Origin of the sequence: Rhodococcus sp. WS3 (genome assembly GCF_003797085.1) — a bacterium.
Lineage (GTDB): Bacteria > Actinomycetota > Actinomycetes > Mycobacteriales > Mycobacteriaceae > Rhodococcus_F > Rhodococcus_F globerula.
This window is the reverse complement of record NZ_RKMA01000001.1, coordinates 1,792,250-1,814,677: the sequence shown is the minus strand read 5'-3', so window position 1 is coordinate 1,814,677 and position 22,428 is coordinate 1,792,250. Positions and strand designations below refer to the sequence as shown.

The 22,428-nt window shown below is 63.1% G+C and carries 19 protein-coding genes; 8 read left to right on the top strand and 11 right to left on the bottom strand.

Annotated elements, in window-relative coordinates:
- Nucleotides 1-2 precede the first annotated feature (2 nt).
- From entS to EEB13_RS08210, 5 genes are all read left to right on the top strand, one after another.
- Nucleotides 3-1,292 carry an enterobactin transporter EntS gene (gene entS / locus EEB13_RS08230; protein WP_141485020.1) on the top strand — a complete coding sequence of 430 codons (1,290 nt, stop codon included), beginning with the start codon at nucleotides 3-5 and terminating at the stop codon, nucleotides 1,290-1,292.
- Nucleotides 1,289-1,519, top strand: coding sequence for a phosphopantetheine-binding protein (locus EEB13_RS08225; protein WP_095886977.1), 231 nt, complete (start codon nucleotides 1,289-1,291; stop codon nucleotides 1,517-1,519). Before entS ends, EEB13_RS08225 begins: the two co-directional genes overlap by 4 nt.
- Nucleotides 1,509-2,531 (top strand): endonuclease/exonuclease/phosphatase family protein, encoded by a 1,023-nt coding sequence (locus EEB13_RS08220; protein ID WP_245006109.1) that lies wholly within the window; start codon nucleotides 1,509-1,511, stop codon nucleotides 2,529-2,531. Before EEB13_RS08225 ends, EEB13_RS08220 begins: the two co-directional genes overlap by 11 nt.
- A gap of 71 nt (nucleotides 2,532-2,602) precedes the next feature.
- Nucleotides 2,603-3,577: a glycosyltransferase family 2 protein gene (locus EEB13_RS08215; protein ID WP_141485019.1), complete on the top strand. Its 975-nt coding sequence runs from the start codon at nucleotides 2,603-2,605 to the stop codon at nucleotides 3,575-3,577.
- Nucleotides 3,578-3,585: 8 nt separating this feature from the next.
- Nucleotides 3,586-4,482 carry a glycosyltransferase family 2 protein gene (locus EEB13_RS08210; protein ID WP_141485018.1) on the top strand — a complete coding sequence of 299 codons (897 nt, stop codon included), beginning with the start codon at nucleotides 3,586-3,588 and terminating at the stop codon, nucleotides 4,480-4,482.
- On the opposite strand, the gene EEB13_RS08205 is transcribed toward EEB13_RS08210, so the two are convergent.
- The 6 genes from EEB13_RS08205 to EEB13_RS08180 all read right to left on the bottom strand — a co-directional run bounded on the left by EEB13_RS08205 (nucleotide 4,479) and on the right by EEB13_RS08180 (nucleotide 12,444).
- Entirely contained in the window at nucleotides 4,479-5,804 is a 1,326-nt protein-coding gene (locus tag EEB13_RS08205; RefSeq protein ID WP_187328515.1) for a lipopolysaccharide biosynthesis protein, read from the bottom strand. The genes EEB13_RS08210 and EEB13_RS08205 overlap by 4 nt on opposite strands.
- Nucleotides 5,801-6,691, bottom strand: coding sequence for a beta-1,6-N-acetylglucosaminyltransferase (locus tag EEB13_RS08200; protein WP_187328514.1), 891 nt, complete (start codon nucleotides 6,689-6,691; stop codon nucleotides 5,801-5,803). Before EEB13_RS08200 ends, EEB13_RS08205 begins: the two co-directional genes overlap by 4 nt.
- The gene (locus EEB13_RS08195) at nucleotides 6,688-9,216 is read right to left on the bottom strand and encodes a non-ribosomal peptide synthetase (RefSeq protein ID WP_141485016.1); all 2,529 of its coding nucleotides are present in this window, start codon (nucleotides 9,214-9,216) and stop codon (nucleotides 6,688-6,690) included. The genes EEB13_RS08200 and EEB13_RS08195 overlap by 4 nt, the downstream gene beginning before the upstream one ends.
- On the bottom strand, nucleotides 9,209-10,351 hold the full coding sequence (locus EEB13_RS08190; protein WP_116103552.1) for an LLM class flavin-dependent oxidoreductase: 1,143 nt from the start codon (nucleotides 10,349-10,351) through the stop codon (nucleotides 9,209-9,211). The genes EEB13_RS08195 and EEB13_RS08190 overlap by 8 nt, the downstream gene beginning before the upstream one ends.
- Before the next feature lie 5 nt (nucleotides 10,352-10,356).
- On the bottom strand, nucleotides 10,357-11,541 hold the full coding sequence (locus tag EEB13_RS08185) for a 3-dehydroquinate synthase II family protein (protein WP_033231641.1): 1,185 nt from the start codon (nucleotides 11,539-11,541) through the stop codon (nucleotides 10,357-10,359).
- A 66-nt stretch (nucleotides 11,542-11,607) separates the two neighbouring features.
- Entirely contained in the window at nucleotides 11,608-12,444 is an 837-nt protein-coding gene (locus tag EEB13_RS08180; RefSeq protein WP_033231827.1) for a 2-amino-3,7-dideoxy-D-threo-hept-6-ulosonate synthase, read from the bottom strand.
- A gap of 77 nt (nucleotides 12,445-12,521) precedes the next feature.
- Here EEB13_RS08180 and EEB13_RS08175 point away from each other — a divergent pair, with 77 nt between their 5' ends.
- Complete coding sequence (locus EEB13_RS08175) at nucleotides 12,522-13,364, top strand: arylamine N-acetyltransferase family protein (protein ID WP_141485015.1); 843 nt, start codon at nucleotides 12,522-12,524, stop codon at nucleotides 13,362-13,364.
- 23 nt (nucleotides 13,365-13,387) lie between these two features.
- On the opposite strand, the gene EEB13_RS08170 is transcribed toward EEB13_RS08175, so the two are convergent.
- Nucleotides 13,388-14,575, bottom strand: a complete 1,188-nt coding sequence (locus tag EEB13_RS08170) for a 4-hydroxybenzoate 3-monooxygenase (RefSeq protein WP_141485014.1) — start codon at nucleotides 14,573-14,575, stop codon at nucleotides 13,388-13,390.
- Between the two features lie 309 nt (nucleotides 14,576-14,884).
- On the opposite strand from EEB13_RS08170, the gene EEB13_RS08165 reads away from it, so the two are divergent.
- On the top strand, nucleotides 14,885-15,691 hold the full coding sequence (locus EEB13_RS08165) for a glycosyltransferase family 2 protein (RefSeq protein WP_230590013.1): 807 nt from the start codon (nucleotides 14,885-14,887) through the stop codon (nucleotides 15,689-15,691).
- Entirely contained in the window at nucleotides 15,688-17,031 is a 1,344-nt protein-coding gene (locus EEB13_RS08160) for a lipopolysaccharide biosynthesis protein (RefSeq protein ID WP_261984473.1), read from the top strand. The genes EEB13_RS08165 and EEB13_RS08160 overlap by 4 nt, the downstream gene beginning before the upstream one ends.
- Here EEB13_RS08160 and EEB13_RS08155 read toward each other — a convergent pair.
- From EEB13_RS08155 to EEB13_RS08140, 4 genes are read right to left on the bottom strand one after another with little or no spacing between them, the layout of a single operon-like run.
- Nucleotides 17,016-17,921 (bottom strand): family 16 glycosylhydrolase, encoded by a 906-nt coding sequence (locus tag EEB13_RS08155; protein WP_141485013.1) that lies wholly within the window; start codon nucleotides 17,919-17,921, stop codon nucleotides 17,016-17,018. The genes EEB13_RS08160 and EEB13_RS08155 overlap by 16 nt on opposite strands.
- The gene (locus tag EEB13_RS08150) at nucleotides 17,918-18,115 is read right to left on the bottom strand and encodes a hypothetical protein (RefSeq protein ID WP_033231638.1); all 198 of its coding nucleotides are present in this window, start codon (nucleotides 18,113-18,115) and stop codon (nucleotides 17,918-17,920) included. Before EEB13_RS08150 ends, EEB13_RS08155 begins: the two co-directional genes overlap by 4 nt.
- Nucleotides 18,112-20,397 (bottom strand): hypothetical protein, encoded by a 2,286-nt coding sequence (locus EEB13_RS08145; RefSeq protein ID WP_261984472.1) that lies wholly within the window; start codon nucleotides 20,395-20,397, stop codon nucleotides 18,112-18,114. Before EEB13_RS08145 ends, EEB13_RS08150 begins: the two co-directional genes overlap by 4 nt.
- Nucleotides 20,394-22,409: a glycosyltransferase family 2 protein gene (locus tag EEB13_RS08140; RefSeq protein WP_261984471.1), complete on the bottom strand. Its 2,016-nt coding sequence runs from the start codon at nucleotides 22,407-22,409 to the stop codon at nucleotides 20,394-20,396. The genes EEB13_RS08145 and EEB13_RS08140 overlap by 4 nt, the downstream gene beginning before the upstream one ends.
- Nucleotides 22,410-22,428 lie beyond the last annotated feature (19 nt).

Below are 22,428 nucleotides of genomic sequence, written 5' to 3'. Positions count from 1 at the left end.
CGATGAGCGAACGCGGAGTGCTACTCGACCTACGGCCGTTGCGCGAAAGCGCGCCGTTCCGGAGAGTTTTCATTGCACGTACCATCTCGATCTTCGGTATCGGGATGCTGATGGTCGGTGTGCCGATCCAGATGTATGCGCTCACGGAATCGTCCTTCATGGTCGGTCTCGTGGCAGCCGTCGAAGGCGGTGCGTCCATCGGCGGCATGGTGGTCGGCGGAATACTTGCCGACAAATACGACCGGAAGACCCTGATTCTGTTTGCGCGCACAGTATCCGGATTGACGTTTGTCGGTTTGGCTCTCAACGCGATGCTCGAGAATCCGTCGACGGTGGCAATCTTTGTGCTTGCCGTTGTCAACGGGCTGATCGGTTCGATCAGTATCGCAGCGCTCTTTGCCGTCATCCCCAGTCTGATCCCCAAGGACCAATTGGTGGGTGTCGGCGCGCTCAACGTGCTCAGTGCGCGGGCGGGCGCCGTGATTTCCCCGGCACTCGGCGGATTGTTGATCGCGGCAACGTCGGTGGCCTGGAACTACTGGGTTGCGGCCGCCGGAACCGTGATCACGATCGTGCTGCTCTCGGGCTTGCCGTCCATGATGCCACCCGGGCACGAGCACGACCACGAGTCCGGGCACGGCGAACCGCCGGTGTCCGTGACGGGCTTCATCTTCGGGCACCGCGTGGTAGGCGGTGTCATGGCAGTTGGTGTGATCGCGATGCTCGGCAGCGGGGTCCTGGTTCTGGTTCCCGGGTTCGTCGACGAACGATTCACGGGTGACTCGCGCGCGGTGGGCATGTTGTACGCCGCCGGCGCCATCGGTGCGGTGCTGGCCACCGTCACCAGCGGTTGGCTTGGCCGCCTTGCACATCCGGGCCGAGTGCTGATGACGGCACTGGTAGCGGCGTTTGCCGTGCAAGCCCTGGTCGGATTGGCCACAGGACTGGTAGTGGCTGTTCTCCTGCTGGTCGTGGTGGGTGCCGTCACCTCCGTTCAGGAAGTGCTCCGGTATTCGATCATCCAGACCCACACGCCGACAGCACTGCTGGGGCGAGTCAACGGATTGTGGGCGGCACAGGAAGTTGCCGGACTCTCGGTCGGTGCATTGATTGCCGGCGCATTCGGAGCAGCCTTCCTGCCGTCGACGGCTGTTGTCGTTTACAGCCTGACCCTCGGCGGCGTCGCTTTACTGTCGACGGTGGTGCTCGGGTCACTACGGCGAGTAACCGGCGGGACCCCAGATCTGCAAACACCAGACCTTGAAACAGAACTCGAAAAGGAACACCGATGACCACTGCATTCACCCGCGATCGCATCATCTCCGATCTTGCCGAGGTCCTCGATCTCCCCGTTGACGAGCTGACCGAAGACGTGAGCCTGATCGACCTTGGCCTGGATTCGGTGCGGTTGATGTCGTTGGTCGAGCGCTGGCGATTCGAGGGAGCGGCAATCGATTTCGTGGATCTGGCATCGGACCCGCAGGTGGGTGCCTGGCTCGAGGTAATGGGTGCCGAATAGCGGCGAGGTCGACCCAGCGTCCACCACGAGTTCCGTGACCGGCGGCCGCCGGATAGTTCGGCGGGCGGTATATCTCGCCGGAGCGGCCGCCGTCGGTGTGGCAGCGCTGGGCGTGATTGTGTTCTATGTCGGGCCTGAGTCCAACACGTTGATCATCGCGTCGTCGTTTGTTCCGCTGATGCTCGGTGTCGGTCTGTTGGGTCTGTTCGTACTGGCAGCAACACGATCCTGGCGGACTCTCGCGGTTGGGGTTGCAGTTGTGTTGGCGGGGGCGTTCACCCAGGCGCCGCTGTTTGTCTCGAACACGCCGGACACGGTTGCCGGAGAGGGAATCCGGGTGATGCAGGCGAATATCCGCCTGGGCGAGGCCGATCCGGATGCGTTGGTGGATCAGGTTCGCTCGCACTCGATCGACGTACTCACCATTCAGGAACTGACGGACTCAGCGGTGCAGCAGTTGGACACGCATGGTCTGGCTGCATTGCTTCCGTACCGGTTCGTCGAGCCGAAGGACGGCGGCGGTGGTACCGGAATCTACAGTCGGTTCCCGCTCACGGAGCAGGAGTCGTTGGGCCGCTTCGCGATGTCCAATCTCGTGGCAACAGCGGATATCGGTGACGGCCGCAGCGTGACGGTGGCCTCTGTGCACCCGATGCCGCCTTATCCGTCCCCTGCCTGGATGTGGGCGTCGGAGATGGGCAAGTTGAACGGATTGCTGCACGAGCAGGCGGCCGACGGCAAGCCGATGATTGTTGGCGGCGACTTCAATTCGACATACTCGCACAGCCGTTTTCGTGCGATCCTGACGGACGGTTTTACCGATGCCGCAGAGCAGACGGGCGCGGGGTTTGTGATGACTTTCCCCGCCGACACGTGGTATCCGGCGTTGATCGGGATCGACCACATCGTGACGAACAGGGCGACAGTGACGCACTTCGAGCGGATCGAGATCGAGGGTTCGGATCACCATGGTCTGGTGGCGACGGTGACACCCCATTTTGACGGAACCTAGGTTATCCTAACTTTCTGTTGGTGTTTTCTATCGAGAGACCTGAGTGATCGGTGAACCGTAACCCTGCCGGTGTGAGTGTGGTTGTGCCGGTGTATCGGTGCTTGCCGTACGTGGAGAATTGCCTTCGTTCGGTGCTCGAGCAGACTCGTCCGATTACGCAGATCGTTCTGGTGGACGATCGCGGTGGGGACGAGTCCATGGCACGCGCGGAGTCCTATCTACGTTCGCGCGGAGTCGATTTCACCTCCGTGGTTCACGAGCGCAATGAGGGGTTGGGGCGCGCACGCAATTCCGGCCTGAGTGCTGTGACCGAGGATCTCGTCTGGTTTCTCGACAGCGACGACGAGGCGGCACCCGATTTTGTCGAGCGACTCGAGTCGGCATTGATCACTGCGTCGGCCGACTTCGCCTGCACCAGAACAACTCGCGTCGACGAATCCGGTACGGCAATCCAGATCGACGAGGCGCCGTTCGACGCGATGGTGGTGTCTGGCAGAGAGTTTGCGCGACGCCTCATTCTCGGGGACGCAAAAGCCTACGCATGCACCAAACTCTTCCGCCGCGAGTTACTGGGGGAGCGCCCATGGGACGAGGGGCAGGGGTACGAGGACATGGCGCCCGTGTTGCGAATGTCGTTGGCTGCCGAGCGAGTTGCCCTGGTTGAGGAGCCGTTGTACCGGTATCTCTACCGTGAGGGCTCGATCAGTACCTCACTCACCCCGCGTACGCTGGACTTGTTCAAAGTCGAACGCGACATCGACAGTGCACTGGGCGACCATTCTCTGAGCACACAGTGGGGCAACGAAATACGTGCCTTCCGCTACCGCGAGGTGCTGACGTCCGTGGCTCACGTGGCCATGCGCGCCCGCCACGCGTCGCCGACACGGCCCGAACTCTACGACGAAGCGATTACCCGTGTGCGTCGGTCGATTTCGACGGACGACGTGATTCCGTTGGTACGCACCGGTCACCGCCGCGAGGCTGTGTTCGCGGTGATGGTGAAGTACACCCCAGGCCTGTACTCCGCGATTCTGAGGCACCGATGAGGGCACCGATGAGCGCACCGCTGGTCACCGTCCTGATCCCCGCCTACAACGCCGGGCCCTACCTGCGCGAGGCGCTGGATTCGGTTCTTACACAGGATTTCCGTGACTTCGAACTACTCGTGATCGACGACGGGTCCACCGACAACACTGGCGCGGTGCTCGCGTCGGTGTCCGATCCGCGACTGCGAGTGGTGCGCCAAGACAACACCGGACTGGTCGGTGCTCTGAACCGAGGTCTCGCGGAAGCGCGGGGGCAGTTCCTGGCGCGGATGGACGCCGACGACAGGATGGGTGTCGGCCGGTTGTCCGCCCAATTGGCAGTGTTGACGGCTGATCCGTCGATAGTGTCGTGCGGTACCGATTACGAACTGTTCGGGGCAATGTCGGGCAGGGTTCGGATGCCGCGTTCGGATGCGGCCTGCCGGCAGAGGTTGTTGGTCGGCAGTTGTCACTGCGGCGCATCGGTCATGATCCGCAAGCCCATCCTGGACCGCAGTGGTCTCGAGTTCCGGACCGAGTTCGCTCACGCGGAGGACTACCGGATGTTCGCGGAACTCTCGGAGTTCGGTCGTCTCGCCAACGTGGCGATGATCGGATACGAGTACCGGATCTACCCCCACCAGGTCAGTGCCGTGCACGGGTCGCAGCAGCGGATTGCGCACCAGCGGATCGCTCGCGAGTACGCGGAGTCGATTGGCGTCCGGCCGCTTTCGGACGAGGCGCTGACTGCGCTGCTGTGGCCGCAGGTACCGGCGGGGCCGTTGCCCGTGGCGGCGGTGCGGGCGTTGGCGGACATCGCGCGCCCGGCTGCCTCTGTGGTGATACGACGCCCGGGCGTCGAGACCGTCCGGTTCACCGGACGAAAAATAGTCGAGACGCTCGCGAAAGTGCGAGCAGCGCACTAGGTTCTTGCAGAATCCAGCACGTCAGGTTCCGGAGCATCGAGTTCGTGAAGGTCGGATGCCGCGACCCCCGGGGTAGCCGAGAAGTCGACGACCGCACGGCGCAGTGGCACCGCGATCACTGCTATGGCGACCAACTGAGCACTCAGCGTTGCCAGTCCGGCCCCGATCAGGCCCAGCCGGGGAATCAAGACCAGTGCCAGCGACACCGTGGTGACGACGATGACGCACTGGACCGCCAACATGAGCCGGAGTCGTCGCAAGATCTGGGAGAGAAGGAAATAGACCACGACAACAGCTCCGGCTATCGAATCGAGCGCCATCACGAGGACGAGTGTTGTTGCCGCGTGGAAGTAGTCGGGACTGATCACGTACAAAACCAGTGGTCCACCGATCGCCAGCCCCGCAGCAGATACCGCGGTCACCACCGCGAGCATTCGCAACAACCGCCTCAGCAGGGCTTTCCGGTCGGCATCGGGGGAGGAGGCTTCGACGATGAACGACGAACCGACTCCGCTACGCAGTAATCCCACTGCCGAGCACATGGTCCAGGCCACGTTGAAATAGGCGTTCTGTTCGGTGCCCAACTGCGACACCACGATCAGTGGCAGCACAAGGGGAGTCACCGTGAGCACAAGCGTCATCGTGAAGAAGACGCCTTGGAATGCCCACAGTTCGCGCACCGGTGGCAGATCAGGCGCGATTGTCGTTCGTCCGCGCACACCGGTGCGCAGAATGTGAACCAGCGCAACCGCGGTGACGCCAAACGCCAGCACGCCCCAAGACCCGGTGAGGGCCAGGGTAGATCCGGTGCCTGCCAGTGCAACGATCGGAACGATCTTGAGTACCGACAGTGCAATGTTCTTGGCCGCAACACTCTTCGCCAGCCGCAGACCCGTCAGGATCGGGTCGGTCAGAGCGTAGATCGCCAGTGTCATCACCAACATCGGGAAGGCGACGCGCTCGGTCGTGTTGGTGAAGAGGCGTTCGTTGGTCGGATTGACCAGCAGGAAACCGCAACCGAGAAGAACGGCCACGGTGGCTGTCAGTGCCAGCCCGCCCAGGACCAGACGCGTCGAGGCGCGTCCGGCGACGGGAAGGAAACGTTGGTATGCACCGCCGAGCGACAGGCAGGACACCGATGCGAGCATGGTTGCCGTGCTGATGACCGCCGACGCGCGACCGACTTCTGCCGTGCTGAAGAAGCGTTCTGCCACTGCCCAATACACGAGGCCGAGTGCACCTGTTGCCACGGACGAGAGCATCAGCGCCGCGGCATTGGACTCGAGTCCAGCGCTCAGGCGACGGGTCGGCAAGCGGCTCATCGGAGAGAATCCGAGTTCACGGCAAAAGCGTCGATCAGCGCCGTCGAGGTCGTGTCGACCTTGCGGGCGAACAGTGCCCGTGACGCACGCAGTGTCGGTTCGTCGTCGATTCCGAGTACCCGCGGGCTCAGCGCAGTTCGATCAGACCAGTCGATGTGATGAAGCGCATGTACCGGGTCGGCGATGAACTTGTCGACGTCGGCGCACTGCTCCACGTCCTGAACGATCCGACGCGCGTGCGGCGCGGCTTTGAGGATCGAATGGAAAACTATCTCGTCGGAACACAGTGTGTGCCGATGGAAGTCGAGCCATCGCGGATGTTCCGCGATGAATCCGGTGACCTGATCCACTGCGCCGGCGGTCAGTGCCCACCACGTTGATCCCTGGTACAGCTCGATAGTCGGATCCACCTTCCGCGGAATGCGCCCGGACAGTCGCGCGCGAAGCGGGGACCTGTCGTCCGGAAAGTGTCGACGGTCCACCAGATGGGCGCGCTGCGCACCGGGGCCGGTCAGCCGCCAGTCAACTCGGATGAACTCGGTGGAACTCTGCCAGGCCGCAAGCACTTCCTCGATCGGCGCGATCATCAGATCGGAACCCGATAACAGGGCGTACCGCTGATACTCGTTGCGGGAGGATCGCGCGTGCTCGATCAATCGAAGAATCACGTGCACGACGCTCAGCCCGCCCCAGTTCACGGAGCGACGGTCGCGCAGATAGGTCACCCCGTCACTTTCCGGCACCACGGCCTCGAACGATGCGAGATCGGCTTTGGCGTCGATGTGGACATAGACGTCGATAGACGGGTGGCGCAGTGAATCAACGAGTGCGGCAAAGACTTCTGGCTGGTGATGCGCGATGACCAGAACTGCGGCCCGGAAGCTCACTTCAGCGCCTCGCGCACGAGTGCGGCAGTGTGCGCGACATACGGCGGCCGGAGCATGCCGACATGATCGCCGGAGACACGCTCCACCGAAACAACGTGGGGTGCAACTCGAGTCCACCACGCGGGGTCATCCGGGTTGTCTTCTGCCATGACAACCGATACTGCGCCGTCCCACGGCCTCAAACGGTGCATGAGCGCGACGCGTCGACCCAGATCGTGGAATAGATCCCACTGCGTCTGCGCCGGGTACTGCCACAGTCCCGCCGTGAGTAACATGGCGCGAGTCTTCCACAGCGTGCGACGATCGGTGGGAGCAGGTTCGGACAAAGGGATCGACTGTTCAGCCGAATCCGGCTCACTGCGAGACAGATCGAGAATTCCCGAACCCAGTGGTCCACTCAGGATCGTGTCGAGGCAGATCACCGCGTTGACGGTTTCGCCCTCGGCTTCGAGTAGACGCGCGACATCCATTGCGATCACACCACCGAGTGAGTGACCGACAAAGGTGTACGGGCCGTGCGGTTGTACCTGGCGGATCTCGCGCAGGTAGCGCTTCGCTGCTGAGCGCACCGTCCAATCGGGGAATCCGCGGCCTTCGAGTCCGTGGGCCTGGAGACCGTGCACCGTCCATTGAGGTCCGAGTTCCCTCGCCAGTGGCAGCAAGGCCAGCGCGGTGGAACCTGCTCCGGCAAAGGCGAATAACGGGTCTCCGGTGCCGCCGGTCTGCAACGGCACCAGCACACGGGTGCGCAGCGTCGTACCTGTAGCGGCCTGCTCGAGATGTGCGGAAAACTGGTGCAGGGTGGGGAAGTTGGCCAAGGTTGCCGACGACAGTTCGGCGCCGAACTTCTGGCCGGCACGGGTGAGCATCTGCTGAGTCTGCAGGGAATCGCCCCCGAGAGAGACGAAGTCGTCGTCACGGCCGATCTGCTCGATCCCGAGGATCTCGGACCACAGTCCTGCCAGTTCGGACTCGACACCCACGGCGGGGGGAATTACGGCGGGCCTGGGGGAGGGCGCTGGAAGAGCGCCGCGGTCCACCTTGCCGCGTTCGTTGCGCGGTAGCGCCGGAAGCAGCATCAGATTGGCAGGAATCATCCAGTCAGGCAGAGTCTTTCGAAGATCTCGTCGCAAGTCTGCCGCAGACGGCGCGCGTGTAGCGGGATCTACGGCAACGTATCCGACCAGCACGGCGCCTGAGTCTGTTTGCCGAGCCAGCACAACGGCATCTTCGACAGCAGGTAGGCGTCGCAGTGCCGACTCCACTTCCGACGGCTCAACCAGGTAGCCGCGCACCTTGACAGCGTCGTCGCTCCGGCCGACCAGATGCAGCAGTCCGTGCTGGTCGAATCGGCCCAGATCGCCCATCCGGAACGATCGTGTGCCGTCTGCTGCCCAGCCGAACTTCGTGATCTCTGCCGTAGCGGTGCCGTCTCGCTCGACAAAATAACCTTCGGAAAGATAGGGCGATTCGACGACGATTTCGCCGACCTCACCCGGCGCCACATCGGCGCCGTCTGGGCCGAGCAACCGCACCACTTTGTTGGCGGCCACAACGCCGACGGGAAGTACCCGGTCGGGAACGTCGCGGCCAGGGGGGAATTCGTTGAACGCGAGATTGCCGGTCTCGGAGGAACCCGACAGATTGCAGTACGACGCAGCCGGACTGAGCAAGGTGCGAAGCCTGGCCACGTCGTCGCCGTGCACTGCCTCACCGCACGTGGTGACCAAGCGGAGACCGGTCAGTGTGGCGGTGCCGGCGCACACCTTCATGACTGCGCGCAGCAGTGAGGGGGTGGCGTGCAGCGTGGTCAGCATGTGGCTCGAAATCCACTGCGGGACTTCCTCGATACCTACTTCGCGGGGATCGAGAAAATGCAGTTCGCCACCGTTGAGTAGTGCGCTGAACACGACGTCGAGTCCGCCGCCGAAGCTGATCGGCAACGCCATTCCCAGCCGATCGCCCGAACCGATGCCGAGCGTGGCGTGAAAATCCGCCGCCTGGTTGAGCCACAGTCGGTGGCCCTGGCGGACTGCCTTCGGTGTACCGGTGGAACCGGATGTGAAAAGCAGTACTGCGCAGTCGCTCTCGCTGACAGCGGGCAGTGGCTGTTCGCGATGTCGGGGCAATGCAGCCAACTCGGCCGGGGAAATGCGAGCAGCACCCGAGCGCGTGAGAATGTTGTGGCGCCGATCCTCGGGCAGTTGCGAGTCGAGCAGCACCAGCGGATGTCCCGAGAGAAGCACGGAGACAAGCGCGACGACGCAGTCGAGGCTGCAGGTGGTGTCGAGCGCAACGGGGCGTCGATCGCTACCGAGATGACCCACCAAGGCCCGAGCGTGGGCATCTGCAAGCGAGTGGAGCTCCCGATAGCTCAGACTGCTACCGCGGCAGACCACCGCGATGTTGTCAGGCACTGCGGTTGCAACGGATTCGAACCGTTCCCGCACCGAGGACCACGGCACCGGGAACGGTTCGTGTCCACGAGGAGCGAGGAAAGACTCGAATGTCGAAATATCAGACACCGGCAGTTGCTCCGAACGCAGCTGTCACGCCGAGCCTGGGGAAAAGCAGTTCGGCCGTGATTTCGGCCTCGCGGATGAGTGGCCACCCGGACAGGATCCAGATGTCGATGCCCACCCGTTCGCTCATCTCGAGCATGCGCGCGGCCACGTTGTCGGCACTGCCCACGAGGTAATTGCCGGTGCCCTTACCGGCGACGTCGAATGGTGGTTCGGCGCCGGACCACGTGGTCAGTCCGGCAGCCATGTTCGGGGCAAACTCGAGTTCCGATCGGGTGGGCAGGCGGCCGGCTCGCAGAGCGTCGATCCGGGCCTGCACCTGTGCGTCGTCGGAGGTGAGTTCCGCCAACGGTGGGAACCCGAAGCTGGTCAGATTGCGGTCTGCGGTGCTGAGCACCGATTCCGGTGAGGTCTGGGACAGCTGCCATTCGAACCGCTCCCAGGCCTCCTCTTCCGTTTCCCGGACGATGACGCTGGCCAATACTCCGAACTTCAGTTCGCGGCCCTTGTCGGATGCTGCTGCCCTGACCTTCGTGAACAGCGTCGACATCGCTTCAGCCGGGCTCATGAACATGAGGTAGGCGTCGAGAACCTCTGCCGCGTGCGAGATTCCGGCAGGGGAGGCCCCGGTACCCCAGACCGGAACCCCGTCAGGCTGACGGGGTCCGGCGATGGCCGGCTTGTATCGCGGACCGAGCTCGAAGTGCTCACCCGAGAACGCCTGCGCCTCATCGAGATAGAGTCGCTTGAACAGCGGCCAGTACTCCTCGGACACGCCGTAGCGTTCGTCCTTGGAGTGAAATCGTCCGTACCGCGCCAACACCGGATCGGCTCCGTTGACCTGGTTGTAGATCAACCGGCCGCCGGAGTACTGATCGAAGACCTGTGCCTCCTCGGCAAGCAGCGCCGGCGGTTTGACTCCGGGATACTCGGGTACGACAAAGCGCAGCCGTTCGGTATCTGCGACAAGCGAAATCGGCTCGCGGGCCGTTGTCAACGCGCCGTAGTAGCCGAGTCGGTCGAGAGTGCGCGCCTGCTCACGCAGAGCGGAAAACGACGGCTCGAATCGGTGCCGCGGATCCCACGGCACCTCTCCGTCGTTTGCTCCGATGTACCAGAGGATCTCGGGAACGGACATCTTTCCTAGCGCTCGTCGCAGAATTCGGTGATCGGCAGGCCGACGTGGCGCGCCTCGGTGGGAACGTAGCCGAGCAGCTTGTCGCCCGGTTCCAGTTCGGTGACGTTGTTGACGCTGCCACCGGGTCCGAGCAGGCGCACGTGCCAATCGTCCTGCGCAATGACGTTGACGTTCTTGCCGTTCGGGGCAACTGCGGTGATCGAGATCAGCGGGCGCTTCTCGATCTTGACGCGGCCGATGCGTACTTCGCGAACACTGCCGTCGGAGCGGACTGCGAGGATCGGCTGGCCGGCCTGAAGTTCGCTCACGTAGCGCGTGCGGTTGTCCGGAGCGAGGACGTAGGAGTGCACCGCGCCGGCGTTCCAGCGGAAGGGACGCGTCGGCATGTACGGCAGCGGGTGGGTCTCGCTGCAGGAGAGGAACATTCCGGTGGAGAACGAACCGATCAGGCAGCCTTCGTCCTTCTCGAGCAACGAGCAGGTGTCGATGCAGGCACGATCGCCCATGCCGATGTGCTCGACCTTCGTGACGACAAGCTCGGAGAGCTCCATCGACTCGATCTGGTGATCGACGATGCGCGCGATGCGGACGACGTCGTCGGCGCTACGAGGTGCGAGCAGGAGTCCGTCGGAGCCGTGCTCGAGGACCAGCTTCACGATTTCGGCGTCTTCGACGTCGGTAACCGTGGTGACCGTGCGTCCGCCGGAGTTCTCGGCTGCGGCGATGACGATCTCGAGGGGGATCTTGGTCGGGTCGGTGAACGTGAGGAGCGTCCACGGCACCTCACGGACAACCTCGCACGCCAGCTGCAGGGTCGGTGCGTCGGAAACGACAACGTGGACGCCGCGGTCAGGGGTGTGGCCGATGTTGGGGGACAACGCGTCCGCGCGGTCGGCGACCACGACGAGGTCAACTCCGTCGTACGGGAAGTCCTCTGCCAGTGGAGCGTCGACGCTCAGGATGCGGCGCACGGTGGGGGGAAGGCCGTCGAAGGTCTCGATCTTGTCCGAGAGGATGCCGTCGATGCGATGGTGCAATGCGGCTTGCACAATTGCCGGCAGCAAGCTCTGCTCGACCGAACGGACGTCGAGCCAGGCGAAGTGGCCTTCGCGGCTGATCGGTGTCCGTCGACTGTCCGTGCCGGCCCCCGTCGCCGGGAGGATCTGGTCGGTGACGATAGTGCTGTCCATAGTTGGACACGTTCCCTTCGTTGGTTGAACAAGCGCGCGTGCGTGCGAGGTGGTGAAAACTGAAGATCAGGCAATCTCGAGTTCGGACCGGGATGCCGATTCCTGTGGGGAGTGCATCATCCGGGCCAGTGCAGAGGCCACCGCGTACGGATTGCGTGCCTCGAATACATTACGGCCGAAGCTCAACCCGGCAACACCTGAGCTCAGTATTTCGGCGCCGAGCGCGAGTGCGTGCGCGTCGACGTCTTCGAGGGGCGGGCCGCCCGCGACGCAGATGGGCAGCGGGCAGGACTCGGCAACCTCACGCATGGATTCGGGGGTGCCGCTGTAGTCGAGCTTGACCAGGTCTGCACCGAGATCGGTAGCGATAGCCGCCAGGTGCTTCAGTTCCGCCGCGTCCGACGGGAGATCACCACGTAGGGGGCCGCGCGCATACATCATGGCCAGCAAGGGAACTCCGAGTGTTTCGCATTCGTGGGAGACCTTGCCGAAATCCTGGAGTTGCTCGCGTTCGGTGGACGATCCGATATTGACGTGCACGCTGACCGCGTCGGCGCCGATGCGTAGCGCGTCCTCGACGCCGCCGACAAGAACCTTCGAGTCGAGGTCCATGCTTCGGGTCGTTCCCGCTGAGAGATGGACTATCAATCCCATACGCGCGAAGTGGGCAGGGTCGACGTGTTTGGCGCGGCCGCGATGGAGAACTACGGCATTGGTTCCGGCCTGCGCAAGAGTGTGGACCAACGAGTTGGCGTGGTCGGCCATGCCGAGTGGACCGACGGTGACCGAGTGATCCAGCGGGACGACGAGAGTGCGCCCGGTAGCGTAGTCGCTGATCCGGGAGAGTCGGATGGACTTACCGCCCGAGGACTGCGACTTCGCATAGTTGGGTGATGTGAACACCGAGGTTCTCCAATCGGGCATCGAACGTGCGGCTGACGTTCTCGAGTGCCTCCGCAATATTAGGGTAGGCTACACAAATGGATTTCATCGGGGTAGAGGCAGTACTGCGATCTACACCACAAACACCGTCGGTAGCACCTCAAATGCGTCATATGCGCCGCGACGCCGACGTGATGTCGAGTGCGGAAATGCACTCTTATCTCCGCAGGGTCGCATTGCCCGACGATAGCCTGACGAGTCCCGTCGACGCGTCCTTGTTGCGACGCATCGCCGACGCTCAGTTGTCCCGAATCCCGTTCGAGAATCTCGACATTCACCGCAAACGCCCGGTCGAGGTCTCGGTAGCTGCGATCGAGGAGAAGCTGCTCCGGCGTGAGCGAGGTGGAATCTGCTACGAACTCAACGGCCTGCTCGCCCGCGCTCTCCGCACCGTCGGATTCGACGCACAGTTGGTCGGCGCAGCCGTCGTCACTCCGAACGGGCCGGGGCTTCCACTAGGCCACGTCGCAATCGTTGTCGGCTTCGCAGGCGAGACGTGGCTAGTCGACGTCGGGTTCGGCGGCGACGCGATAGTGCACCAGGTCGACGCCGGCGCAGTCGCCGGATGGGACGTGCGCTTTCCTTCCGGCGCGTCGTACCTGACGGACGCGACCACGAGGCCACTCGCAGATTTCGCGGCAATGGCGTGGTGGCACAGCACCTCCCCGCTGGCCCGCTTCACCAGCGGAATCGTGTGCTCCCTGACCGAGGGCAGTGTGCGAAAGACACTCTCCTGCAGGCCTGACGAGCAGTACCAGCTAGCCGTCACGGACGGGGCGCTACGCAGCGCCCGCGACCTGGACGGCGACGAAGCACTTGCCGTACTGGCCGCGGAGTTCGGCATCCGGTTGCCCGAACTTCCGCGACCGGCTCGATTCTGAAATACCTGATCCGGTAACTGCTGTTATGCCGGATACTGCCAGGGACTGGGGAATGGCAGGCCCAGGTAGACCTCGCCCAGCGCGGACTGCTCGTGCTCCGACTCCACCCACCTGGTCAGGCGAGCGCGTCGCAGCTGCCAATCCAATGGATCTGCGGACAGCGAGTGCAGTGTTTCGGTAAGCATTGCGGAGAAGTGCTGTGCCTTCCAGATACGTGGAAGGCAGGTGCTCGAGTATGCGTCGAGGTGCTCACTGCCGCCGGTCAGGTAAAACGCACCGAGTGCATAGGACAGCGTGACTGCGTCGGACACTGCAAGATTGAGACCCTTTGCGCCGGTGGGGGGAACAATGTGGGCGGCGTCGCCGAGTAGGAAAAGCCTTCCGTGTTGCATGGTTTCGCACACGTACGAGCGCAACGGGGCCAGTGATTTGTCGAAGATCTCGCCGCGCTCGAGTACCGGGAAATCGTCACTGGCGCTGCGGAGTGTCAGTTCGTCCCAGATGCGTTCGTCAGACCAGTCGCCCAGGTCGGTGTCCGCGGGAACCTGCAGGTACTGGCGGGTGATGTTCGGCCCGCGCATGCTGTGCACCGAGATGCCGTTCTCATGCGCGCAGTACATGCCCTCGGGGGTGGTGGGGGTGGTGTGCGCCAGGATGCCCAGCCACGCAACGGGATAGGTCCTCTCGAACTCTCGGACCGAGTCTGCGGGAAGGTGTGCGCGGCTCACCCCGTGGAATCCGTCGCAGCCGGCGACGAAGTCCGCGGTGATCTCGAGCAGTCCCTCTGGTGTCTGGACCTGCAGGCGGGCGCCGTCGGTGCTGGTGTCGATCGAACGTACCGAGGCCTCGAAGAGTAGAGGCTCGCCGCCCCCGACCCGGTCCGCAACGAGGTCGGCAACCAGCTTCTGCTGCGGATAGACGGTGGCGTGGCCGCCGACGAGCCTGGTGAAGTCGAGATGATGTGTGGTTCGGTCGAACCGAACATAGAACCCGTTGTGCACCATGCCTTCGCGAGTGATTCCGTCACCCACGCCGATTTCGTGCATGAGATCGACGGTGGGTTGCTCGAGGATTCCCGCTCGGGTTCGTGTCTCGATGTATGTGCGGTCGTGACGTTCGAGGACGATGGAGGAAATACCCTGTCGGTGAAGCAGAGCGGCGAGAGTCAGTCCGGCGGGTCCGGCACCGATGATCGCAACCTGAGTGTGCACGTGTAAGTTCCTTTGTTTGTCTTCGAGCGTATTCGTTGTTGCAATACCGGATCACCCGCACCTCGGCCACTGGATATTATGTGACTGTCGACACACAAGGCCTCTAGGGCTTTGCTAAGGCTTGCCTATCTTCTACTCTAAGGCATGCAGTTCGACGAACTGCATGACCTCCCGAATCCAGTTCTTGGAGAGGGACATTGTCTGGGTGTGAGCCAGTGGCCAACACATTCTCCAGGCATCGGACTGTCAATATGAGTGGAGACGATCGTCGTGAGTACTTCGATACCGACAGGTGGCCCGGCTGCCGACATCACCGGAGCGACACCGTCCGAACCGGCATCCGGTAAGGGCGGGAACCGTCCGACCGTCTCCGTCATCGTCCCGGCCATGAACGAGGCAAAAAATTTGCCGTTCGTTGCGTCGCGGATGCCTACGGATATCGATCAGATCGTCTTCGTCGACGGACATTCCACTGACGACACCGTAGCTGTGGCGCGTGAATTGTGGCCGGATGCAACATTTGTCGTGCAGACCCGTTCTGGTAAGGGCAACGCCCTGGCCTGTGGATTCGAGGCATCGACCGGCGACATCATCGTCACCATCGACGCCGACGGTTCGACCGACCCAGCTGAGATTCCCTTCTTCGTCGAGGCACTGGTCGGCGGGGCCGACCTCGCCAAGGGAAGCCGATTTGTCGGCCGCGGTGGAAGTTCCGACATCACCGGATTGCGCAACGTCGGTAACAAGGGCCTCAACGGCTTGGTCAACCTCATCTTCCGAACAAAGTTCTCCGATCTCTGCTACGGCTACAACGCCTTCTGGCGCAAGCACATCCCGCTGCTCGAACTGGCGCCGGTCGAGTACCAGCGCGCGCAGTGGGGCGACGGTTTCGAGATCGAAACCGTCATCAACGTCCGTCTTGCGACGAGCGGCCTCAACATCGTCGAGGTCGGCAGCTTCGAGGGTCCCCGGATCCACGGACGCAGCAACCTCAACGCCTACAGCGACGGCATGCGAGTGCTGCGCACCATCGGTCAGGAATGGCAGCACTGGCGCGAGACCAAGACCATCCAGAAGAAGACCGCACAGGCTGACGTCCGCGAACTGACGCTGTGACCGCCCCCTCCGGCGACACCGTCGTATCGCCGGAGGCGGCAATCGCAGGTGACCCCAGCACGGAGGGTCTCAGCACGGAAGGTCCCAGTGCTGAAGGCCACAGCCTCGAACGAAACAGTCTGGCGCTCACCGTTTCAGCGCTCTTGACCGGTGTTGTGGGTCTTGTCTACTGGGCGATTCTCGGACGCCTCTACCCGGCGCGTGAGGTCGGTGCTGCCGCGGCGGTGATCACCACGGCAACCATGCTCTCCGCTTTTGGCAACTTCGGTATCGGTGGACTCTTCGAACGTTTTCTTCCGCTTGCCGGGCAGCGCTCCAAGTCGCTTGTCGGGGCGGGATTTGCCGTCGGTGCGGTGGGCGGTCTTCTCCTGGGCGGCGGATTCCTGCTGCTTGGCCCGACGTCGGAGATGTTCCTCCATCCGTTCGAGTACTGGCTTTTCCCAGTGGTTGTGGTTGTGTTCTCCACGTTTGCCATGCTCGACCACACCGCGGTGGCGTTCCGCGAAGCCGGTTGGGCCGCAGGGAAGAACGTCGCGCACGCGATTGTGAAGCTGGTGCTTGCCGCAGCATTGGCGTTTACCGCTTCACACCTCGCCATCATCTGGACGTGGACGGTCCCGGCGCTGATCGCCGCACTTGTTCTGGGCGTGATGGTTGCCCGGCGGCTACGCACGCCCGACTACCAGAGCGCGGCGTCGCAGTTGCCGCCTCGGCGGGAGATCGGTAACTACCTGGCCGGTTCCTACGGCATCTACGTGGTCAGTGCGCTTGCGCCACTGCTGCTCCCGCTGATCGTCGTATCGCGAATGGGTGCCGACGCCAACGCGTACTTTGCAATCTCCTGGTCCCTGGTCACCGCCGTACTGGTCTTGATGACCATGCTGCTGGGGCCGTACGTTGCCGCGTCGGCAAGTAGTGATCCGACGCGCCTGTACGGTCTGACCCTTCGATTCTTTGCGATACTCGGTGCTGTCGCGTTGAGCGGTGTTCTGCTGTTTGCCGTAATCGCGCCCGTGATGTTGGAGATTGTCGGTAAGCCATACGCGGAGCAGGGAACTCCGCTGCTCCGCCTTGCTGCACTTGCGCTGATTCCCGCGACCATAGTGGCCGCGTACACCGCGGTTGCCCGAGTGCGTCGCCGCTTGCGGCTTGCCGTGGCAGTGCAGATCTGCAATGCGGCACTGATTCTCGGACTCAGTCTGGCATTGATCGACGAGCACGGACTTGTCGCGTTGGGCTGGGCGTACATCGTGGCTGAGTCTGTGTCTGCCGTGATCCTTGTTGTGCCACTTACCCGTGCTGTTCTTGTTATGCGGAGTGAATCTCAGTCTGTGAACTGAATGGCATCCGGTGACGGATCGTAGTAACCGGATTTCTGCATCTTCTCCAACGCGTCGGAGTCTGCCGCATACACAGTGACCCAGTCCACCTGTACGGCAACGTTGTCCGGGCGCTGCTCCGAGAAGTCGGAGCACGGCGTCATGCCCCAGTCCTCACGACGTTCACACGCTCCGGCCTCGGCTTGCAGGCCGAGCCACATGGGGACGTCCGGAACCATTGTCTCCGAATGTGCTTCGGCCCAGACTTTGCCGTCGAGCAGATAGCGGACGATGCCAGGTCCCCACTCGACCCCAACGGTGTGCCACTCGGAAAAATCTCCGCCCGAAGATACACCCTTTTTGTCGTTGCTGCCTTTGTCGTCGACCCAGTGCAGGAAGGCGGACATCTCGTCGCGGGTGCCGCTGACGCTTTCCGCGAAATCGATCTCCGGTGGCCACTTCTCGTTCTGTGGCCAGAGCAGCATGTGGTACGAGATGTCGTCGCTGTTGTCGGCGCGCATGCGGATCTCCCAGCGCCCGTACTGCTGGGTGACCGGATAATTCGACACCCCGCCGGTGATCCATCCCGAATCGGTTCGTTGCGAATTCAGGTTGAGCAGACCGTCGTCGACCTGAACCATCGACGCATCCCACGTGCTGTTCGGATTGCCGCCTGGCTGGCCGCTGTAGGTACCCCAGTCGGAACCGAGATCACAATCGTCGAAATCATCGCTGAAGATCTGCTTCCAACCTTGCAGGTCACCGCGAGGAAGTGACACGCCACCAGGTGCGGATTCCGGCGCGCACGGGTTTTCGGCCGGCGAATCGGTCGCGATCGTGCACGAGGTACAGGACGCGATGAGGGCGAGTGCCGCGATAGTTCCGGCAGCGCGCCGCCGTCGACGGCTCATACAGCCATTGCGATCAGTCGCACGAAAGTCAGAGTCGCAGCGGTGATCACACAGACGGCAAGCGCAAGGCTGATCAGTTGGGCCGCGTGTCCGCGGCCGATGCTGCCGGTGGCAGGAACCTCACGTTCACGCAGGATCACACCGGCGACAAGGAGAACGCCGGCGGCCAGGAAGAAGAAGATCGCAACACTCATGGGGACTCGAATTCGATAGCGGGTGCGTCGACCCGGCGAAGGATCGTGATGCTCGGCTTTTCGATCATCGGGACGTAGAGGCCGCTGTCGATGATAGCGGCCAGTTCGGCGTCGAGGTACTCCTGTGTCATGCCCTGCTGCAGCAACGCCATTCCGATGCCCTGGCTCGTGACGTACACGTACATGGGGTTACGTGCCAGAGCGCAACCGCTGAGGTCGTTGGCGCAGTCGTAGCTGTCCACGAACATCATTCGCGGCCCGAGCGGGTCCAGCGTCCGTCGCACACCGTTCGTGTGAGACGCGTGGCTCCACGTCATGATCGTCGTAGACGGCGGAACCGCCGCGATGAACTGGTCCGATACCGTGACCTGATCGGTTGTCGACGCTTCGAATGCGGTGTTCAGTCCGCGGTTTGTGGTCAAGAGCAATCCCAGCGAGACCAATGCCAAGGTTGCAGCGGCCGCCCGAACCCCGTAGGACGGTCGTGTCTTGCGAGGCCGCGTGTGATTTGCCGACGAGACCGGGTTGAGTGCTTTGCGGATCTGGTTGCCCGCATGCGCGAGGGCGACGGCGGCAAAGGGAGCCAGGACCGGGGAGGCGAGAACGAAGCAACGGATGATCATCTCGCCGCCGTAGCTTTGCAGCAGGACAAGCGAGAACGGCGCTGCGGCAACGGCTCCTGCCACGAGCCAGGTTCGTCGGTGGCGTGAGAGCACCCAACCTGCAAAGGCCACCACCGCGAGTATCCCGGACGCACCCATACGCAGGTACTGCATCTGCTGGTACGTCGGATCTCCGGTGATGCGCTCGCCCACGCCGCGGCCCACGGAATTGCCGACCTGCCCGATCTCGCTGAAGATCGACTGGAGGTGGCCGATCCAGAAGTCGGTGGCGCCGTAGCTGAACCATGCGGCGAACACCAGACCCGCTGCCAGCCACATGGTCCGGTAGCGCGTTGCTCCGAACAGTGAGAATGATGCGAGGACCACGATGACCAGGATCGGGGTGATCTGGTGACTGACGGTGGTGGCGACGATGAGGAGCAGCAATACCGCGCCCACCGCGAGTGTGCGGAGTGAATCGAAACCGGGAACGAACCCGGGGGTGCGCCGAGGCGCCGAGACGATGAATCGGCCGATCCCGGAACCGATTACCGGAAGTGGTGAGCGTCGAAGCTGCCACAACAGGGTCGCCAGGATAGTGGTGTAGAAGATCGTCGCGACAGCCTGCGGGGCGAAGTAATCTTGCTGGTACCAGTTGAAGAGTTGGTAGATCACCACCGCCAGCCAGGCGAGCCGAACGCGGCCGGTGATGGCAATCGCGATGGCGTACAGCGGAAACGCCAGTAGCGCACCCATGTACAGCGGCGCCCACAGAAGTAGCACGGTCGCGTCGGGAACATCGGCGACGGTGATCAGATGTGCCCCGGCGGAGAAGAATCCGGCCCAACTGAATCGTGCGTCGATCGAGTTCGGGAGGGTGCCGCTCTGGGCAAGAATGTTGATGAAACCACGATGTACAAACGCGACCGGCACGGTGGTCTCGCCGGCGGCAACCGGCACGAGCATCGTGGTGTAGAGAATCAGAATGACGGTGTTTGCCGCCATCAACACGTGGTCGATCAGGCGTCGACGCAGGGTGTACACGATTGTGCCGCAGAGCGTTAGGAGTCCGAGCACGTAGATCGGCCCGATTTCGGTGATGATGCCGAAGTGGCCGGCAGCCGCGATGTCCAACCTCGCAGCGGCGACCAGGAACAGGATCAGGGCGATCAGTAGCGCACCGAAACCGATTGCCCGACTGCGGTCGACATAGCGCAGTCGCTGGCGTTCGCCGTTCGGCAGTCGGAAGTCAGACGGCACAGTGCGCGAGGCGCCGGCGCAGAGTGCGAGTGCGAGGAGCGCCAAGATGAACTGAGTGCGCAGCGGACTCCACCACGAGGCCACCATCGTCAGTTGACTGGCCAGGATGGTGACGGCCAACGACACCGACACGATCAGGGCAGCCGAGAGCGCGCGGCCTGGAATGCGCAGCGCAACAACGACGGGCAGTCCGGGAACCAGGGTCATACCGGCAAGCGCGATGAGCAGGCGGATCGGCGCGGGCACGAAGTCGGCGATGTCGGTAGCCACGGCGAGGTTGAGCACGAACATGGCAACCGCAACTGCCATGCCGATTCTCAGGCAGATGCGGGGATTCCACCCGTAGTGGGGGAGCGGTGATGCAGGCTTGCCCGGCCGGAGATTGATGATGTCTGTGTCGGTGTCTATTTCGGTGCTCATCGGCCGGCACCGACCCGGCGCGCATTCAGGTGGCTACGGACGAAGAGGACCGGACCCGCAAGGTAACCCAGCGCTTCGAGGATTCGTAGGTGCAGAGGCCAATCGGACGGGAAGTCGATGTTCTTCGTCGACGTCGGCGAGATCAGCATGTGGACACCCCGCGGGATGCGCGTGAGGATCGGTCGCGGTGATCCAGACAGGACGAACTTGGTCAACGATGCCGCCATGCCGGTGCCGTAGCCGTAGCTTTGCACCCGAAGTTCCGGCATGTTGTCACGGTGGTAGTGCCGCACAACGGCGTTCGGATTGTAGGCAATAGCCCAACCGTCGAGGAGTGCGGCGCGGAAAGCGTCGAGGTCCTCACCGCCGTGGGTGGGGGTGCCGGTGCCGAGGCGCTCGTCGAATCCGCCGATCGAGTGCAGGGCAGTCGATCGGAACGCCATGTTGTTGCCCGATCCGCACTCGCCCGCTGTGTAGGGGAAGAACGGACCGTGGGGACCGTACTCGCCGAGTGTGCCGTCTGTGCCGAGCGCAGTCTCTTCGCGAGAGTTCATCGCCCAGAGCGTTGCAACCTCACCCTTGTCGAAGACCTTTGCTTCCTCGAACCAGGCTTGCTCCCTGGTGTTGGATTCTGTACCGAGCACCCGGCCGGTCACGACTCCGACTGAACTGGTGTTGTCGGCGTGGAAGCTGGTGACAATGCCCGAGATCCACCCGGGATCGGGGACTGCGTCGTCGTCGGTGAAGGCGACGATGCGGCCCCTGGCGCTCTGATGTCCTTTGTTTCGGGCCGCCGAGACACCGGGGATGGGCTGTTCCAGGATCGACAGGCGGGGGTCGTCGATGTCGGCCAGAATCCGCGCGGCCTCACTTCGGTGGGGACGGTTGTCGACTACCAGCAGTTCGATATTGCGATGATCCTGCGCCAGCACGGTACGCACGGTGTTGAGCAACGAATCGCGACCGACAGTGGGAATCACAACGGTGATCAACTCGTCGGCGGCGACGGGTGCTTCGGCCGGTTTTTCCACTGGCGCTTGTACTTCCGAGCTGGTGGTGCGACGGCCTTGGCGAATGGCCGCGGCCGCAGTGGCTGATGCGGTGACAAACAATCCGAGGATCATGACAAGAATCCGGGACACCGCGCTGATGCCGTTGCCCGTTACCGCGCCGCGGAGATAGCGGAGAACCCCGGTGGTCAGAGTGCGAATGACAAAACTTCGTTCGGCTGCGAGCCCGGCCTTGCCGCCCACCATGTCGGACAGCACAGCCTTGGAGCGGCCCTCGTGGCGGCAGCGACTGATGAAGTAGCGCAGGGTACTACGGGTGCGGGGAACAAAGTGGTCGACGGCAAACTCCTCGATCCGCACAACCTTGGATCCCGGGAATTGCTGTCGTAGTTCAATTCCCATGAGGGTTTCCTCGCAGCCGGCCGGCACTGTTCCGACGCGGCCCAGACGGTCGGAGAAACCGCCGATCTTCTGCAATTCGGCACGGCGGACAGCCATGGCGGCGCCGATCGGATTGCGGATCTCGGCGCCGTCGGAGGCAAGCCCGCGGTAGTCGCAGCCCACGACCCACCCGAATTCGTCCGGGAACCACGACGGTGGTGCTCCCGCTTCCCATTTGGCGTGTACTGCACCGCCGACGGCGATAACGGAAGCGTCAGAGAAGGCGCTGCGAACGCTGTCCAGGGCCCCGGGTCGGAGCACCGCGTCGTCGTCGACGAACGCGACCAACTCAGTCCGCGCTGCCGCGACACCGGTGTTGCGGGCGCCGGACAGGCCGCGAGTCGCCGCGTTCGGAATCACGGTGATGCCACTCGGGAAGGCGGAAATCAGATCTGCGCGGAGTGCGTCGTTGTGGTCCACGATCACAATCAGTTCGTCCGAGTCCGGGCGAAGCTGCGCCTGGGCGCTGCGGATGCCGGTGGACAGCTGATCCAGACGGTCGTGGGTGTAGCAGCAGATCAATACGGTGATCCCGGGGACCAGGTGGGTCTGCGCTGTCAAGACGTACTCCGACGGGGTC